The organism is Butyrivibrio sp. AE2032 (assembly GCF_000702965.1).
This window is the reverse complement of record NZ_JNLF01000005.1, coordinates 1,268,446-1,285,634: the sequence shown is the minus strand read 5'-3', so window position 1 is coordinate 1,285,634 and position 17,189 is coordinate 1,268,446. Positions and strand designations below refer to the sequence as shown.

14 protein-coding genes are annotated in these 17,189 nt (G+C 50.6%); 10 read left to right on the top strand and 4 right to left on the bottom strand.

Translation table 11 applies throughout. The features are described 5' to 3' along the window. Positions 1-59 precede the first annotated feature (59 nt). Positions 60-749, bottom strand: a complete 690-nt coding sequence (locus tag BO18_RS23350) for a tRNA threonylcarbamoyladenosine dehydratase (RefSeq protein ID WP_034450034.1) — start codon at positions 747-749, stop codon at positions 60-62. A gap of 154 nt (positions 750-903) precedes the next feature. On the opposite strand from BO18_RS23350, the gene BO18_RS23345 reads away from it, so the two are divergent. The 3 genes from BO18_RS23345 to BO18_RS23335 all read left to right on the top strand — a co-directional run bounded on the left by BO18_RS23345 (position 904) and on the right by BO18_RS23335 (position 3,616). Continuing rightward, positions 904-1,584 carry an RNA polymerase sigma factor gene (locus tag BO18_RS23345; RefSeq protein WP_081861222.1) on the top strand — a complete coding sequence of 227 codons (681 nt, stop codon included), beginning with the start codon at positions 904-906 and terminating at the stop codon, positions 1,582-1,584. After that, positions 1,577-2,500, top strand: a complete 924-nt coding sequence (locus BO18_RS23340) for a hypothetical protein (protein ID WP_185752559.1) — start codon at positions 1,577-1,579, stop codon at positions 2,498-2,500. The genes BO18_RS23345 and BO18_RS23340 overlap by 8 nt, the downstream gene beginning before the upstream one ends. Before the next feature lie 225 nt (positions 2,501-2,725). After that, on the top strand, positions 2,726-3,616 hold the full coding sequence (locus BO18_RS23335; protein WP_034450032.1) for a zinc ribbon domain-containing protein: 891 nt from the start codon (positions 2,726-2,728) through the stop codon (positions 3,614-3,616). A 1,041-nt stretch (positions 3,617-4,657) separates the two neighbouring features. On the opposite strand, the gene BO18_RS23330 is transcribed toward BO18_RS23335, so the two are convergent. After that, positions 4,658-6,721 (bottom strand): C-type lectin domain-containing protein, encoded by a 2,064-nt coding sequence (locus BO18_RS23330; protein ID WP_034450031.1) that lies wholly within the window; start codon positions 6,719-6,721, stop codon positions 4,658-4,660. 220 nt (positions 6,722-6,941) lie between these two features. On the opposite strand from BO18_RS23330, the gene BO18_RS23325 reads away from it, so the two are divergent. The 7 genes from BO18_RS23325 (at position 6,942) to BO18_RS23300 (ending at position 14,972) form a co-directional block, all read left to right on the top strand. Next, entirely contained in the window at positions 6,942-7,748 is an 807-nt protein-coding gene (locus BO18_RS23325) for a hypothetical protein (protein WP_034450030.1), read from the top strand. A 41-nt stretch (positions 7,749-7,789) separates the two neighbouring features. After that, complete coding sequence (locus BO18_RS23320; RefSeq protein ID WP_034450029.1) at positions 7,790-9,172, top strand: SPFH domain-containing protein; 1,383 nt, start codon at positions 7,790-7,792, stop codon at positions 9,170-9,172. Positions 9,173-9,251: 79 nt separating this feature from the next. Next, positions 9,252-9,386 carry a hypothetical protein gene (locus BO18_RS36035; RefSeq protein WP_255350983.1) on the top strand — a complete coding sequence of 45 codons (135 nt, stop codon included), beginning with the start codon at positions 9,252-9,254 and terminating at the stop codon, positions 9,384-9,386. A gap of 181 nt (positions 9,387-9,567) precedes the next feature. Continuing rightward, entirely contained in the window at positions 9,568-10,875 is a 1,308-nt protein-coding gene (locus tag BO18_RS23315) for a serpin family protein (RefSeq protein WP_034450028.1), read from the top strand. A 96-nt stretch (positions 10,876-10,971) separates the two neighbouring features. After that, entirely contained in the window at positions 10,972-12,282 is a 1,311-nt protein-coding gene (locus BO18_RS23310) for a serpin family protein (RefSeq protein WP_034450027.1), read from the top strand. A 153-nt stretch (positions 12,283-12,435) separates the two neighbouring features. Continuing rightward, complete coding sequence (locus BO18_RS23305; RefSeq protein WP_051689092.1) at positions 12,436-13,110, top strand: hypothetical protein; 675 nt, start codon at positions 12,436-12,438, stop codon at positions 13,108-13,110. A 131-nt stretch (positions 13,111-13,241) separates the two neighbouring features. Further along, the gene (locus BO18_RS23300) at positions 13,242-14,972 is read left to right on the top strand and encodes an ABC transporter substrate-binding protein (RefSeq protein ID WP_051689091.1); all 1,731 of its coding nucleotides are present in this window, start codon (positions 13,242-13,244) and stop codon (positions 14,970-14,972) included. A gap of 511 nt (positions 14,973-15,483) precedes the next feature. Here BO18_RS23300 and BO18_RS23295 read toward each other — a convergent pair. Further along, entirely contained in the window at positions 15,484-16,875 is a 1,392-nt protein-coding gene (locus BO18_RS23295) for an NAD(P)(+) transhydrogenase (Re/Si-specific) subunit beta (RefSeq protein ID WP_034450026.1), read from the bottom strand. Further along, on the bottom strand, positions 16,872-17,186 hold the full coding sequence (locus tag BO18_RS23290; RefSeq protein WP_034450025.1) for an NAD(P) transhydrogenase subunit alpha: 315 nt from the start codon (positions 17,184-17,186) through the stop codon (positions 16,872-16,874). Before BO18_RS23290 ends, BO18_RS23295 begins: the two co-directional genes overlap by 4 nt. Between the last annotated feature and the right edge of the window lie 3 nt (positions 17,187-17,189).

Genomic DNA, 17,189 nt, shown 5'->3' with positions numbered 1-17,189 from the left:
TGTGTTACACGCATTTTAATTTAGTATTAAATTCTCGGGGTTATTAAGGAGAGAATGTGTCATTCCGCGGCCAAAAGGTCGTTTATAACAGCGCCGGCCAGAGTGATGCCTGCAGCGGCGGGTACGAAGGAAATGGTGCCGGGACGGCGGCCTTCCTTCGGAGGAATGGGGCTCTCGGGCGAATAGACGACCTTGAGGTGCGTGATGCCCTGTTTTTTGAGTTCCCTTCTCATTACCTTCGCGAGAGGGCAGTATGAAGTCTTGGAAATGTCGGCTACCGTAAACTTTGCCGGATCGAGCTTTCCGGCGGCGCCCATCGCGCTTATCACCGGGGTGCCCGCCTGCTTTGCGCGGCAGATGATGTCCACCTTGGCAGCCACCGTGTCGATGCAGTCGGCGATGTAATCGTATGCGCTGAAATTAAATTCACCGCTCATCTCTGGAAGATAGAATATGTTCTTCGTGATGACCTCGGCTTCGGGATTGATGTCGAGGAGCCTCTCTTTGCAGACGTCGACCTTGTATCTTCCTATGGTCGAATCCAGAGCAAGGATCTGGCGGTTGATGTTCGTGATGTCGACTTTGTCGGCGTCGACTATGGTGATGTGGCCAACGCCTGCTCTCGCAAGACACTCGGCAGTATAACCGCCTACGCCGCCCACTCCGAAGAGCAGGACTCTGGCATCAGACAGGCGCGTCAGCTTTTCGCGCCCTATAAGAAGCTCTTCTCTCTCAAATCTGGAATCCATTTTCCTTATGCCCCCGCATATTTTTCGAACATATTTTAATATATTGAAGGACAATTTGCTTTGATTTATTCGCATGAGTATAATTTGAGTGCAACATTTTCTCCGCCTAGTCTGTATTTAGGGTGAAAGCGGAGAGGAAGCTTACAGGGAATCAATGGAATTAACTTACGAAGCCAATCTGCCGCTTTTAAGAAAGCTCGCCATACTGCTGGCCGTTACGGGTCCGGGCGAACGCGCAAGGTTAACGCGCGAAAAGCCCGTGAACGCAACAGCGGAGCCTTCTGGTGATGAACCTTCCGAAGAGGAGCTCACCATAAGGACCGGCCGGAAGTCTGACGCGCAGATAGAAAAGGAAGCGGAAGAGATACTTGACCTTCATGGCAACGCCATCCTGCGTCTTGCGCTCTCTTACCTTCACAACAAGGAGGACGCGGAGGACATTCTGCAGGAGACGATGATCAAGTTCGTAACGGTCAGACCGGAATTCGAAAATGAAGCACACCGGAAAGCCTGGCTCATGCGTGTTGCATCCAATCTTGCGAAGAACCGCATTGATTACAACAAAGTCCGCGACACCAGCGAACTCAACGAGGAGATCGCGGGTGAGGTGCAGGAGGACTTAGATAACGGCGAGGAATACAAAGCCATCTGGGATGCCGTAAGAAGTCTGCCAGTGCACCAACGTGAAGCCATCCACCTTTTCTATCAGGAAGGATATTCGACCTCAGAGATCGCCGTAATAACCGGCAGACGAGAGGCCACCGTACGCTCGGATCTGAAGCGTGCACGTGACAAACTGAGGGAATTGCTGAAGGAGGCGGATGATTTTGAATAAGTATAATGAAATCATGAATCGCGTAACCGTGGATCCTGCAATGAAGAGCAGGGTCATGGGTGCTGTCTCCTCCGCGATCAAAGAACAGGCAAAGGAGAGGTCGGAAGGCAAGGCCGTCGTAACCGGCATACCTAAGTCCGAGACGACCGAACAGCCTGTCAGAAGAAAGAAAGCATCCAAGGTTCCGGTAGTTGTAATCTCCACTATCGCAGCTGCAGTCGTTGTCGGCCTGGGCATAATGTTCTTCGGATCATATCTTGGCAAGGCTAAGAGCGCGAGCGCGGAAGTACATTCACACAACGCATACTCCACAACGGTCAACGGTGAGATAAATTCTTACCTCGGAGGCGATTCCGCAGCCGAGACTGTGGCTAATGCCGAAGAGTGGGAATGTGAAGAGACGACTACCAGGGCAGATACCAAGGACACCGGTTCACGTGATAACGAACTGAGTGTGGATGGCCATCAGAATTACGCCATATCGAACGGCGGTGATACTGCAGGCGAGTTAAAAGTCGATGAGGACCGTGTCATTGGCGACGACCGTGTCGAACTGATAAGCAGTGTCCTTCCGTTCGACGTCATGGGCAGCGGCAAAGGTTCTCTCGGCGATTCGATCGACGGTGAAGTATACCTGGGCGTGAACGGTGAGAAGTTACTGGTCTTCTCCGCACCCGAAGGCACCGACATCATCAAGGCTTTCGACCGCTCGTACAAGGGCATTGCGACCGGCGGTACATCACCTGACGGCACGGCTCTGAATCTCCATCACATTCCGTTCGGCAACGTCGTCGAAACCGAGACGCCTTCCGACTGGAACGCGGCACTCTTCAACAAGAACGGTCAGACATACCTGATCATATTCTCCGACGTACAGAGTGTCGAACTGATCGGTGCGGTGGCTGACGTAGTATAAGTTTTCTGTTTGGTTTAAGTGTTTTAGTGAGGACCGTCTCAACCGGTGTTGGGGCGGTTCTTTTTTCGGGAGAACAGTATCAGTAAGGACACCCTTTTTGTAAGGGGACCGCATTAACTCCGGGCGGTTCTTTTTCTCAAATAGTTGCTATATTAATAAATACGTGTGATACAATGAGCATATCATGTTTTATCGGGTTTTCATGCCCGAGGAAAGGGTACCACTATGTTTTGTCCTAATTGCGGAAAAGAAAACCCTGATGGTGTAGCTTTTTGCGGCGGTTGCGGAATGTCTTTCGGCGCGGCAGCTCAGCCCGCACCTGCAGCACAGCCTGTCGCACAGCCGGTAGCTCAGCCCGTTGCAGCAGCTCCCGTTGCAGCAGCTCCTGTAGCAGCAGCTCAGCCCGCACCTGCAGCTCAGCCTTACGCACAGCCGGTAGCTCAGCCCGCTGCAGCACCTGTCGCAGCAGCTCAGCCTGCACCTGCAGCACAGCCTCAGCCTCAGGCACAGCCTAGACCTCAGGCTCAGCCCAAGCAGCCTTCTGACAAGATTCCTTTCGGCCAGCATTTCAAGAATATCTTCCAGGCTGCCATCCATCCTGTCACAGGTCCTGCCGAGATCGCAAAGAAGTACGATAATATCGGCAATGCGCTCTTCCTCGCAGGAATCGTAGTTGTCGTTCTCTGGATGGTCGACTTCACGACATCCATGTCTGTCGTTCACTGGAAGTATCTGTATGGCAGCGAGATCGTTTCAACGATCCTCAAGGCATTCTTCCTCGATTTCTTCTACTATGCAGTCCGCACATTTGGCTGCGCAGGTCTGTTCATGCTCGCAGGACTCATCCTCAAGGAAAAGTGGTCCTTCCCGAGACTCCTTGCGATCGCTTCTCTTTCAGTTGCTCCCGCATACCTCGTATCAAACCTTGTCGGAACATATCTCGGACTCATTCCTGTAGTAAGATTCGGTTCGCTCGTCAGCACAGCAGCTTACATCTACTACATCGTAATGCTCTATGAGGGCATGAGCGCAGAGACAAAGCTCACAGGCAACAAGAAGGGCTTTGTACTTGTAATCTGCATGGCTCTCACGGGTATCATCGCAAACTACTTCTGATCTGGTTTTGAACTTAACTTAACTTAACTTAACGGACTGCCTCAGGCTGATAACCTGGGGCAGTTTTTTGTTTGTTGTCATGACTTCGTTGAGCACGCGAGGTCCGAAGAGCGCGAAAAAGACAGATATCGGAAACGGGAAGTTTTTCCTTAAAACGATACCTTGATTGATCCGCTGATATCGTTATTGAAGATTTTTCACAGAAAACGATATCATGATTGATCCGCCGATATCGTTATTGAAGATGTTTTACAGAAAACGATACCTTGATTGATCTGCCGATATCGTTATTGAGGATTTTTCACAGAAAACGATATCTTGATTGATCCGTTGATATCGTTATTGAAGATTTTTCACAGAAAACGATATCATGATTGATCCGTTGATATCGTTATTGAAGATTTTTTACAGAAAACGATATCTTGATTGATCTGCTGATATCGTTATAGAAGATTTTTAACAAAAAACGATATCTTGCAAAGTCGGCTGATATCGTTTTTGAAGACTTTTTCCCGAAACGATACCTTGCAATGGCGATTTTATCCCAAACCGTGAATTATTTCCTCCGTGGGATAATTTTCAGAGGTGAATTTATCCCGAGATAACAAAAATGCTTCACTTGGGATAATTTCCGGCCCGTATTTTATCCCAAACTGCAAGAAAACCTCATCTTGGGATAATTTCGAGCTCAATTTTTATCCCAAAGTCCCGAAAAATGGCTCGGCGGGATAATTCCAGCTGATCCGAAGATATCGTTATAGAAGATTTTTCACAAAAAACGATATCTTGCTTCAAAGTCCGCCTTCGAAAAACGAAAGCCTTTCACTAGACGAAAAGATTCACCAGATGAAAAACAACGCTAGATGAAAAAAGATTCACCAGATGAAAAACAACGCTAGATGAAAAAGCATCACTAGATGAAAAAACAACGCTAGATGAAAAAGCATCACTAGATGAAATGCCTCACTAGATGAAAAAGCCTCACTAGATGAACCCGCATCAGCCGCACCCGCAGACAGTCTGAAACTGCCCGTTATCAGGTCATGTCACTTTGACTGCAACGTGTGTGACGGTATTGGAAGCGTTGCGCGTGACGGCGATGGTGGTGCCGTCTTCCAAAGTGACGGAGACCGTCTTTGAATCGACACGCTTTGCGCTGACTGCTCCTGAAGCGATCATCCTTGAGACGCCGTCCTTCCAGTTCATGCCGGGAGCGATGCCGTAGAGAGAGTACTTGCCGTTTCCTCTGACCTGGATGTATTTGATGTCTCCGGACTCGTTTCCTTTGGTCGTGCTTATGAACATGTCGTCATTCTGGAAGTCGACGGATTCTTCCGAATCGACTTCTTCGAGTCCGCCGATCTTGTCTGCGGAATCGCGGATGTCTTTACGCATGTAACTCTTGAGGTCGGTAGCTGATGAAGCGTCTGACGATCCCTGATCCAGATAATCCCATGCGGAATAATCGGATACTTCGACTGCGAGCGCATCTTCACAGGAAGACGAAGCGTACTTGATCGAGCTTGTTATTCCTGTCGAAAGGTCGGTGTAGAAGCAAAGGTATTCGCCGTTCGTAAAAGTGCAGTTGAAGAGGCAGATGCCGTTGTCGTTTCCGGCGAATTCCCAGGTGAAGTCAACGCCTTCGGAGATGTTTTCTGAATACAACAGATCAGCCAGGTGATTCGTGAATGCGGTTTTTGCCTGTTCGTCTGTCAGTTCCGTATCGCCGGCACTGTTCTTTATGTCGGAGTCCCATTCGCAGATATAGCTGACTGCGGTGTTTTCCTTGTGTGCCTTGAATTCATAGTCGTTCCACTTGCCGTTGTTATTACTGAAGGCGAATTCGGCGAAGTTCTCGTCTTCCGTAAAACCGTCAGGCTGGCCCTCGGCCCAGTTCGTATAGGTGAACGGTTCGCCGGTTACCCATTTCCAGGTGCCTTCCTCTTCGGAATCAGACAGGCCGATGAAAACGCTCTCGTATCCTGAGTTTCTGGCAAAAGCCCATACGGCGTCATTTTCTTCTTTCGAGTTTATCGTGACCAGATGACCGCCTAAAGATTCGCAGTATTTCTCGGCGTCTTCCCATGAGTCCGCGTTCGAAAAGAGCGCATATGAATGTCCTTTGAATGAGAATGAGGAGGGATTGAGCACGATCACTGCAGGTGCCGAGAAAGTCTTGTCGGCATTGATGAAAGGCTTCGGAGCCTGTGTTTTGTTTCCGGCTCTTACTGCAGCCGGAATTAGAATGGCAATGGCAATTGTCTCTGCGAGTACCACGCCGCCAAGGATCTTTACCCACAACGGAGCGCTGACGACAGTGCCTATCAGACCGCCTTTGGAGTTTGCGTTGGCTGAGTTAACCTGAACCGCCGTATCAGATCTCCCGTATGACGTGTTTTCGGGTCTTGCCTGAACGGTGTCGGCCTTCTTGAAGACAACCTTCTCGGGCTCGCGTTCTGCCGCACTGTTATTGACTGCCGTATCTCCGGCAGGGCGGAAGACCTGGGGCTGAGGCTGTTGCTCGGGCTGATTCTGAATCTGCTCCTGAGGTTGCTCCTGAACCGGCTCCTGCGGCTGTTCCTGCGGCTGTTCCTGAGGCTGTGCAGGACGGAAGACTTCCGGCTGGGGCTGCGGTTGCTGCTGGGCCTGGAAATCATTCGCGAAATATTTGTCCGATTCGGAATATTCCATGATCATGTAAGCGGTGTTGTTTTCGGCTATGCAGTCGAACAACCTTGGAGTGCTGCCCGCGCTGTCCAGGCGCTTAGCCTCTTCGATGAATGCCAGGAAACCCTTGTCGAATGCGGCGCTTCCTGCCTCGTCGCGTGCAAACAGTTCATTGGAATCGTCGGCTCTTACCACATACTCGATGGGAAGGAACTCGGTGATCTTGACCCTGACGCTGTAAGAACTGTCCCAACCGATGTAGGTTGTGTAGTTATCGTCGTAACTCAGTACTTTTCCTATCCTGTAGGTTCCCGACAAAACGGTTCCCGGTGCAAGGTGCAGGGGATCGGTCTTGGCCTTGGATTCATTGTATCCGCAGTAGGGACAAACTTCGATAAGATCATCTATCTGTTTGAAACAACCGTAGCAGCGTCGCATTTGAGGTCTCCATAAGTAAAATGCTTTTTATATTATAGCACGGTTGAAAACTGTATTCTGCAGCCGGGCGTTATCTGACCGGCAGGCCTCAGGTTAACGTGTTTTTCGAAAACCGAACAGAACGGTTATATATCGCGGACAGAAAAAATATTTGATATAATTGCATTCGGGCGGCGTGAACGGAATACACGCGTTTCAATATTTCGCCAGGGGATAGAAGATGACAGTATTGAATGCGACACCTATATCTTTAAAGTGCAAAGTATGCGGCGGTGATATCATCAACGATTATCTCGCAGGTATTTCCGCGTGCGCAAACTGCGGCAACAGATGGTCGATCACCGATGTCATTCCCGACTACGGAAAGTATTCGCGCATAATAGCGAATATCACCAAAGCCAATGACATGGTCGAGAGCAGCAACAAGGCAGGTTCCGCCAATGAGGCGAGACTCCTGTTCAAGACGGCCATAATGGACTGCGTGAAGTTCAATGACCCGGTCTCCGCGGATCTCGTAAGGATCTGCGAGGAAGGCCAAAAGAGAGCTGAACTCCATGCGATCTACATCAAGGGAAAGACATATTACGAGAAGAAATCCTACAGCAGCGCGATCCATGAGCTTACAAGGGTAAAGGGCTACAGGGATGCAGATGCGATGGTCGAGATCTGTAAAGAGGAGCTCGAAAAGCAGCGCAAGAAGCAGCTGCCGTGGGCGATAATATTCAGCTTTATCCTTCCGGCGATCGTCAGCCTTTTCTTCAGAGAAAAGTGCGGATGGCCGTGGGCGGTCTGCATCATACTGTTCCTGGCAGGTTCGGCAGGACTTGGATACATCTTATACAGAGGCGGGATCCCGTCGATAATAATCAAGATAGTGTCGTTCCTGTGTGCGGCACCCCTGATCACATACGCAGTGCTCGCATACATATTCCACGTGCCGGTCGTAATGGCCGTGATAATAGCGATAGGCGCGCCGATCGCACTTTTCGTGCTGATCGCGGTACTGTCCGAGAGAAAAGACAAATAGAATTCTGAATATACAGTTTAAGAGAAAGGAAAGTTTAAGAAATGGTTGAAGCTATTAGTGTTATCAAGTACGAAGGCAGTAATGAAGTCCTCGCGCACAAGCACGAAAAAGAAGATTTTACGATCGGCTCGCAGCTGATCGTCCATGAGACCCAGGAAGCTTTATTCTTCCGCGACGGTAAGATCTTCGATCAGTTCAAGGCCGGCAGGCACACGCTCGTTACGAACAACATTCCTAAGGTCCGTGACTACATGAAGCTCGGTACCGGCGGCATCAATGTTTTCCACTGCGAAGTCTACTTCATCAACATGGTCACCCAGATGGGTATCAGGTGGGGTACTGACAGCAAGGTAAGACTTTTCGATCCCGCATCCGGACTCCACATTGAGATCGGCGCATCCGGTAACTTCAATATGAGAGTTACTGACCCTGCCAAGCTTATCTTAAAGCTCGTCGGAACAACCGACGGACTTCTCCAGAGTGACGTCTCAGGTGAGGGCAAGTCCTACGGAACAGGCATGTTCAGGGCTTTGATCATCAACAAGGTCAAGGCAAACCTCGCGCGCATCATCAAGGAACAGAACCTCAACATCCTTGAGATCGACGCTTATCTTGATGTCCTTTCTTCGGCCCTCATGGTCGATATCAACACCACACTTGAAGAATACGGTCTCACGATGCCGGAGTTCTACGTAACTTCCATCGCCACCCCCGACGACGATCCGAACTTCATCCGTCTCAAGCAGCAGTTCGCCGACAAGACGCTGAAGGTCCGTGAAGAGGAAGTCAAGAAGGCTGAGGCAGAGGCTGCACAGCAGAGAAAGATCGTCGAGGCACAGACTGAAGCACAGCTCAAGGCCGTAAGTGCACAGGGTGAGGCAGAAGCTCTCCGCATCAAGGCTCAGGCAGAGGCCGACGCATACAAGATGCAGGCAGAGGCTGAGGCTCAGGAAATGCAGATGAAGGGTTACACATACCGCGACGAGACAGCACGTCAGGTAGGCCTCGAAGCAATGCAGAACGGCATTACCGGCGGCTCGGGCGGCGGCGCAGGCGGAGCGATCGGAGATGTCGCAAGCCTCGGTGTTACTCTTGGCGCAATGGGCGGTGTCATCAACATGACAAAGGATGCCATGGCTCCGATCATGGGCGAGTCCCAGCAGGTCGGTCAGGGCTTCGGCAATGTGGTCGCAGGAGCTGCGGCCGGAAGCGCTGCGGCAGCAGTAGCCGGCGCATGGAATTGCCCTTCCTGCGGAAAGACGCTCACTTCAAAGTTCTGTCCCGACTGCGGCACCACAGCACCCGCACCGGCACCCGCTGCACCTGCAGCTCCTGCTGACGGATCATGGACATGTCCTTCATGCGGAAAGCAGCTGACATCGGGATTCTGTCCTGACTGCGGAACAGCGCGTCCGACAGAGTGATCTGAACGTTTCTGAAAAGAAATAATAACGGCGGAGGGATCGCAAGTCCTTCCGCCGTTTCTGATATAAGGAGATATCCATGACACGCATAGCAGTTGTAAACGACCATAAGAATATCGTCCCTTATTCACGTGCTGCGCATGTTACCGTTTTCGTAAATGAGGACGGTGAGTTAAGAGTCTTAAGCGGCAACCGCACCTATTGCGGCGGATAAACGGCTGCAGAGAAATCCGCGCTGCGGCATAACAGGGAACGCGGAGTTCAAGCAACTGTGGCAAAACTAAGGAAAACAGGCTTTTTTGGTTTTTGCCGTTTTCGCGGTGCAACATTTTCGTGAGCAGGTCTGTATATAGGGCATAAAGCAAATTTGAAATGGAATTCGGAGGTACAGAAAAATGAAGATTTGCACAACGAAAGATATAAAGATAATGACAGGGATAATGGCTGCAACGATGTTCATGGGCGGCTGCTCGGTAACAGGCAAGGTAAACACAAACACCAATGTCGTCAAGAACGCACCCGAAGTAAAGACCGAGATCAATCTCAAGGAAGTTTCCAATACTGAATTCAACCAGGATCAGATGGATCAGGAATACAGAAGATACTGCTTCGACATCTTCAGCCAGACGATCAGGGATTACGGCACGGAGAACAACATAATGATCTCGCCCGCATCCATCATGATGGCTCTCGACATGGTTGCGGCAGGTGCTAAGGGAGATTCATTGAAGCAGCTGACGGACCTTTTCGCAGCAGGACAGGGACCTCTCACTCAGCAGGCATACGCTTCGGCTCTCATGGATAAGATCAACGGCGCCAAAGAAGTTGAGTTCTCCTGCGCCAATGCCGTATGGAGCAACAAGGCGATCCTGGGCGATTCGGTAAATCTCGAATACATCGACTATATCGAAGATACGTTCAAGGCTGAGTACAGGGTTTCAGAATTCAATGAAAAGACTCCCGTTGAGATCAACGACTGGGTATACGACCACACCGACCACATGATCGAAAAGGTTATCGATTCGCTGGATCCCAGCACGGTCATGGTACTCGTCAACGCAATCTCTTTCGACGGCAAGTGGGCCGAGCCTTATGAGGAACACCAGGTCAATGACGGCGAGTTCACAAAGTACGACGGCAGCAAGGAGACGGTAAAGTTCCTGAGCGAGACCGGTTCCAACTATTTCGAGACGGAGAAGGCAACCGGATTCATGAAGTATTACGAGGGCGGAGAGTATGCGTTCGTCGCTATCCTGCCCACGGATGAGAGCATCAGTGCCAACGAGTTCATCAAGGGCTTCAGCTCTGACGATTATGAGAAGTTCATTAACAGCGTTTCATACGACTATATCGTAACCACGAAGATGCCCGAGTTCGAGTCCGACTTCAGTTTCCTTCTTAACGACACACTCGAGAATCTCGGCGTAAAGGACATTTTCCACAGCGAGCTTTCCGATCTTTCCGGCATCGCAGGCGAAAAGGGAGACCTCTATGCATCAAAGGTCATCCACAAGACACACATCGAAGTAAGCGCGGCAGGAACAAGGGCGGCTGCAGTTACAGCAGTAACGCTTGATTGTGCAGGTGCAATGCTCATGGAGCAGGAATTCCGCGAAGTAATGTGCGACAGGCCTTTCGCTTATGCTATCGTTGACGCAGAGACAATGGCTCCCGTTTTCATCGGCACGGTAAACGAGGTCTGATAAGAACAATAGTCTGAACTAAATGATGGAATAAATACCCGCAGTGTGGCAGGATAACAGAAATAAAGATTAAGTTTTGAAACGGAGGATATGAGAATGAAGATCTGTTCAAAGAAAGATATCAGGGTCGTGACGGGAATACTGGCAGCGTCTGTGATACTCGGAGGATGCGCATCGGCAGCTCCTCAGGAGACGGCAGGGAAACCCGGGAAGGACGATACCCAGGTAAAGACCGAGATCGATCTCAAGAAGATCGCCGGGACTGAATTCGACAGCGGAAAGCTGGACGGTGAATACAGAAAATACTGCTTTGAGATCTTCAGCCAGACCGTAGGCGATCACGGCGGAAAAGATGAGAATGTCATGATATCGCCCGCATCGGTCATGCTCGCCCTGGACATGCTGGCGGCAGGCTCAAAGGGGGATTCCTTAAAGCAGCTGACGGATCTTTTCGCAGACGGAGCCGATCCTATGGAACAGCAGGCTTATGCGGCCGCTCTGATGAAAAAGATAAACGATTCAAAGAAGGTGGATTTCTCCTGCGCGAATGCGGTCTGGAGCAATTCGGGTATCCTGGGCGACACGGTGAATACCGAGTATGTCGATTACATAAAGGATACGTTCCGCGCGGAATATTCAGCGGAACCCTTTAACGCCAAGACTCCCGACGAGATCAACGGATGGGTCGACGAACACACGGACCACATGATACAAAAGGTCATAGACGAGCTCGATCCGATGGATGTCATGGTGCTTGTAAATGCGATCTCCTTTGACGCCAAGTGGGATGCGCCTTATATGGATGACCAGCTCGGTTCCGGTGACTTCACGGCATCTGACGGAAGCGTCCTGGAGGCAAACTACCTGAACGGAAAATCACCTCTTTACTATGAGACCGAAAAGGCAACGGGCTTCATCAAGGAATATGAAGGCGGAGAATACGCGTTCATCGCGATCCTGCCTGCTGATGATTCCGTCAGCGCAAATGAGTTTGCAAAGAACTTTACGGCTGATGACTACGAAGAATTCGTAAACAGTGCGACTGATGAATATGACGTATATACAAAGATGCCCGCGTTCTCGTCCGATTTCGAGGCATCGCTCACCGGGACTCTCTCAAGGCTCGGAGCACCTGATATTTTCGACGGAAGCAAGGCTGACCTGTCAGGCATTGCAGGAAACCAGGGAGACCTCTTTGTTTCCGACGTCATCCACAAGACTCACATCGAAGTTGACAGCGAAGGCACCAGGGCGGCAGCCGTAACGGCAGTCACCGTAAGGGCAAACGGCATTGAGTTCTCCGAGAAGGAATCACGCACCGTTATCTGCGACAGACCGTTCGTCTATGCTATAGTCGACACGGAGACAATGGCTCCCGTCTTTATCGGCACTGTCAATGCGGTTTAATGCAAAACCCATAGACGGCGCATGGAGCCGGATATAAAAACTGTATCAAAAGTCAATCAATTTCCGTCCTTCCACGGGTTATAATATGCGGAGTGTCCGGGGGTTCCCATTTGTCCCCGGGCGCTCCGCAATTAATTTCGAGGAAGTTTCATTTTGGAAAACACCGAAGACAAGAGTCTCATAAAGAAGATACTGTATGTCATCGTGACGCTGCTCCCGATGGCCATTTACATGGTCGTTTACATGCCCACGTTCTTCTGGGTCGAGAGCCTGGATCACGGCGGGAACTTCCACATCATCCACACGGCTGTGGATGACATGATCCCCGTCATCGAAGTGTTCATCATCCCTTATGCGCTCTGGCTTCCTTATCTCTGTGCCGGCATGATCGCAATAGCCATCAGGACGCGCACCGTTTCACGCAAGACATCCTACATGCTAATGGCGGGAATGACGCTGTTCATCATCATTTCGCTCGTATATCCGAACATGCTCGAGCTCAGGGCGGCGATCCCCGACCGTCAGAACATATTCATAGACATGATCTCTTATCTTCATTCAATCGACACGCCTACGGACGTGCTGCCGAGTCTTCACGTTTACGATGCCATCGTGGTGGCTTCCGGCCTTCATCTGGCTTTCCCCGAGAAGAAGGGCATGCTCGCCGCAAGCGACCTGCTGACGCTCCTCATCGTGCTTTCCACGATGTTCATCAAGCAGCACTCGATAATCGACGTCATCTCCGCTATCGTGATGTTCATCCCCGTATTCATCATCATCTGCTTTGTGATAAAGCCTTTGAAGAGACCTGTGCCGGCCGTAGCCTGAAATCCCCCGTCTTTTTGCCCGGAATACAGACCGCAGGCTTTTCCGCACACGGGAAAAAGCCTTATCCCTCCGTGGTATAATATACGGGTTTAAGACCTGCACGGTGTCTTCATGCTCAGGGGGATAATTCTATGAAAAAGAGTCCGAAGGACGGCGAGACTGAAAAGAAGATCAGTGTTGCTGCTGTCACCGGATTTGTGTTATCGGCAGTATTTCTGATCGTTTCCGTTATCGCATGGATGAACATATACTCTTTTTCGGATGCGGAAGACAGCGCTTCCGTATGGATGAACCTGTTCAGGATATCGCTGGCAGGCACTGTGGCTGCGCTCATAGCATCGGCAGCCGGCGTTGTTATCTCCAAAGTCAAGGACAGGAACGGCAAAGAGATCGGCGTGACGGGAATAATAACCTCAGCCGTGGGGATCGCCGCCAACATTGCGGCTTATGCCATCTTCCTAAATATGGTTGCCGGCAGTGTTGCCGTGGGGAATCCTCAGGACAACACCGGACCGGAAGAGACGGAACCGACATCAGGACGCAATTATTTCATGGAGACCACTATACCTGATGACATAACTCCCGAGATAATGACATGCATCTACGGTTACGGTCCTGAACACATCACTCTCTGGTCTTATATGGATGAAGTCCCGTCGATGGTGGAGATGTACGTGGGACTCCATCCGGAATTTGCGGAGAAATATTCGGTGGAATGTACGATCCTGACCACGGATTATAACTACCAGAAAGCCCTTGATAATGCTCTTACGGGCGGCGGTGACGAGGCTCCCGACATCTATGTGGTTGAAGCATCTTATGCCACGAAATACACGAAGGGCTCAATGTCTGAATATGCGGCAGCCTATGAAGATCTCGGCATCGATGTCGAGACAAAGATAATGGAAGCTGATATAGCTTCTTTCATAGTGGATGTGGGATCGCGCAACGGTGAAGTGGTCGGCCTGAGCTATGCAGCTAACAGCGGTGCCATGATCTACAGGGCATCCATTGCCAGGGAAGTATTCGGCACGGATGATCCGGTTGATATCGAGCGGCTCCTGGGCGGAGGCTCAGGCAGCTGGGATAAGTTTTGGATCGCGGCAGAAATGCTGAAAAGTTACGGGTATCCCATCGTTACCGGCAGTGAAGAGGTCTGGATGGTAATGGAGGGAAATGCTGAAAGCGGTTGGATCACGGAAGACGGCGCGCTCTTTGTCGATCCCCGGCGTGAGGAATTCCTCGATTATGCAAAGGATATAAGGACAAACAACTGGTCCAACAATGCAAGGGTATGGTCTGACCAGTGGTACACGGACATGTGCGGCGAAAACGGCTGCTTCTGCTTTTTCGGGCCTTATTGGATGATCCAATACATCATGTCAGGCTGGAGTACCACAGGTAAGGGCGCGGGAACCTTCGGCGACTGGAGAGTATGCACTCCTCCGGAAGGCTTTTTCTGGGGAGGCTCGTGGCTCCTTGCAAACAGGGATACTGATAACAAAGAGGGAGTGGCAGAACTTCTCGAATGGTTCACGCTGGATTTCTCCGATACAGGACTGCAGTACTATCTTGCAAACGGCGTGCTCGGTGACGGTTACAAGGATACCGTTGCTTCAAATACCGTAATGCGCATGTGCGACGGAAGTGATCCGTTCTGCGGCGGTCAGGACGTATTTCCGGTATTTGCCGAGTGTAATTATTTTGCATCGGGCATGGTCTTTTCCGAATACGATGAGCTGATAGGTGCGATCTGGGTGTATGAAGCCTATGAATATGCCGAAGGGCACATAAAGAGGAATGATGTCATTGATGTCTTCACTAATGATGTGTACAGTGAACTGAAGCTGGGGCAGGGGTGAGGAATCTCAGGATTTGCTTCGCTTAACCGCCAATTCGGATAAAAGGATGAAGAATGGCGGTATCGGAAAATTCACTCTTTGCTGTTCAACCGCCAATCTGTTAATAATCAGCATATTGGCGGTGCGTCTGGTTTTCCTGATTAGAGTGAATACCGTCATTCCGTTCAGTATTGAGTCTTTGGCGGTTGGATCTCATTATGATCTTCCCGTTGCATACCGCCATCTTTCGAAAATGAATTGAAATGGCGGTTTTTAGTATACAAACATCTTGTAAGAGTACCGCCAGTTCATATGAATCCGGCAGAATGGCGGTTTCTGGAAAATACACTTTTGGATAATACACCGCCAGTTTAAAGAAAATGAGCAGAATGGCGGTTGACGGCTGACAAGCTTATGAAACAACCAATGCTTGAAAAGGTGTCTCCCGCTCCTGCTAAAGAGCCGCACAATAAAAGGGGCCGCTTCCTGCACGGAAACAGCCCCTTTGATGTTTTTAATCCAGATTTGCTTATCAGTTCTCGAACTCGACAACGAGCTGTGATACTGTCTGCTTTGCGTCGCCGTAGATCATTACGGTGTTGTCCATCGTGAAGAGCGGGTTCTCGATGCCGGAGAAGCCCGTACCCTGACCACGCTTGAGAACGAATACCGTACGTGCCTCGTAAGCGTTTACGATAGGCATACCGTAGATAGGTGAGGATTCGTCGTTGATGGCTGCAGGGTTGACAACGTCGTTGGCGCCGATGACGATCGCGATGTCCGTGTTGGGCATCTGGGGATTCATCTCGTCTGCCGTCTTGAGCTGCTCGTAAGGAACGTTAGCTTCAGCAAGGAGAACGTTCATGTGACCGGGCATACGTCCTGCAACGGGGTGGATGGCGAAGTTGACTTCGCAGCCGTTCTCTTCGAGGACGTCGCAGAGCTCCTTAACGGCGTGCTGAGCCTGAGCAACAGCCATGCCGTAACCGGGTACGAATACTACGCTCTTAGCAGCCTCGAGGATGAGGAATGCATCCTCAACGGACATTGATTTGGGTTCCTTGTGCTCGCCTTCTGCGGAAGCAGCCTTCTTCTTTGTTGTCTTGAAGAGGAGAGCTGCGAATGTCTTGTTCATGGCCTTGCACATGATGAGTGTGAGGATGACGCCGGAAGCACCTACGAGGCAGCCGGATACGATAAGGACCGTATTGCCGATAGGGAAGCCCGCGAATGCTGCGGCAAGACCTGAGAGGGCATTGAGGAAAGAGATGATGACCGGCATGTCGCCGCCGCCGATGGTGATAACCATCGTTACGCCGAGTACCAGTGATGAGATCGTTGTGATGATGACGCCTGCAACGCCGAGACCACCGTCAGGTGAGATGCAGAGGAAGAGGATTCCGAGGACTGCAACAGCGAGGATGCCTGCGTTGATGAAGTTCTTGCCCGGGATGGAGATGTTCTTCTTGAACATCTTGAGTCCTGCGAGCTTGCCCCATGCGATGAGCGAACCTGTGAAAGCTACTGCACCGATGAGGATCGTGAGACCGAGTGTGAGTGCCGTGAAAGCATCCTCGGTTACGCCTGCGATGTACTGTGAGATCGCAACGAGCATTGAGGACAGACCGCCGAAGCCGTTAAAGAGGGCAACGAGCTGGGGCATGCCGGTCATTTCGACCTTCTTGGACCAGATGAAGCCTACAACGCTTCCGCCTGCAATGGCTAAGACGATGAGAATGTAACTTACGAGACCTCCGTCGATAACGTCCTGTGAGATGAGGACGGATACGACAGCGATCAGCATACCGACTGAAGAGTAGAGGTTACCCTTACGTGCGGTATCGGCTTTTCCGAGTTTCTTGATGCCCATGATGAAAAGGACACAGGACACCATGTAAAGTACTATGCAAATATAATCGCTCATTTTTTAGGTGTCTCCTTTTTCTTAAACATTGCGAGCATTCTGTCGGTTACGAAATATCCGCCGATAACGTTGATGGTCGCGAAAAATATGGCGATGGCGCCGATGATGAGTCCGAGGATGTGATTACCGGATGAGTTGATCGCGGTAGCTGCGATGGCACCGACGATCGTGATGCCGGAGATGGCATTCGTACCGCTCATGAGAGGGGTATGAAGCTGTGAAGGGACCTTCGAGATGAGCTCGACGCCAAGGTAGGCGGCGATGATGAAGACGAAGATCAGGAGCATGATCGTATCAGTCGTGATTTCCATATA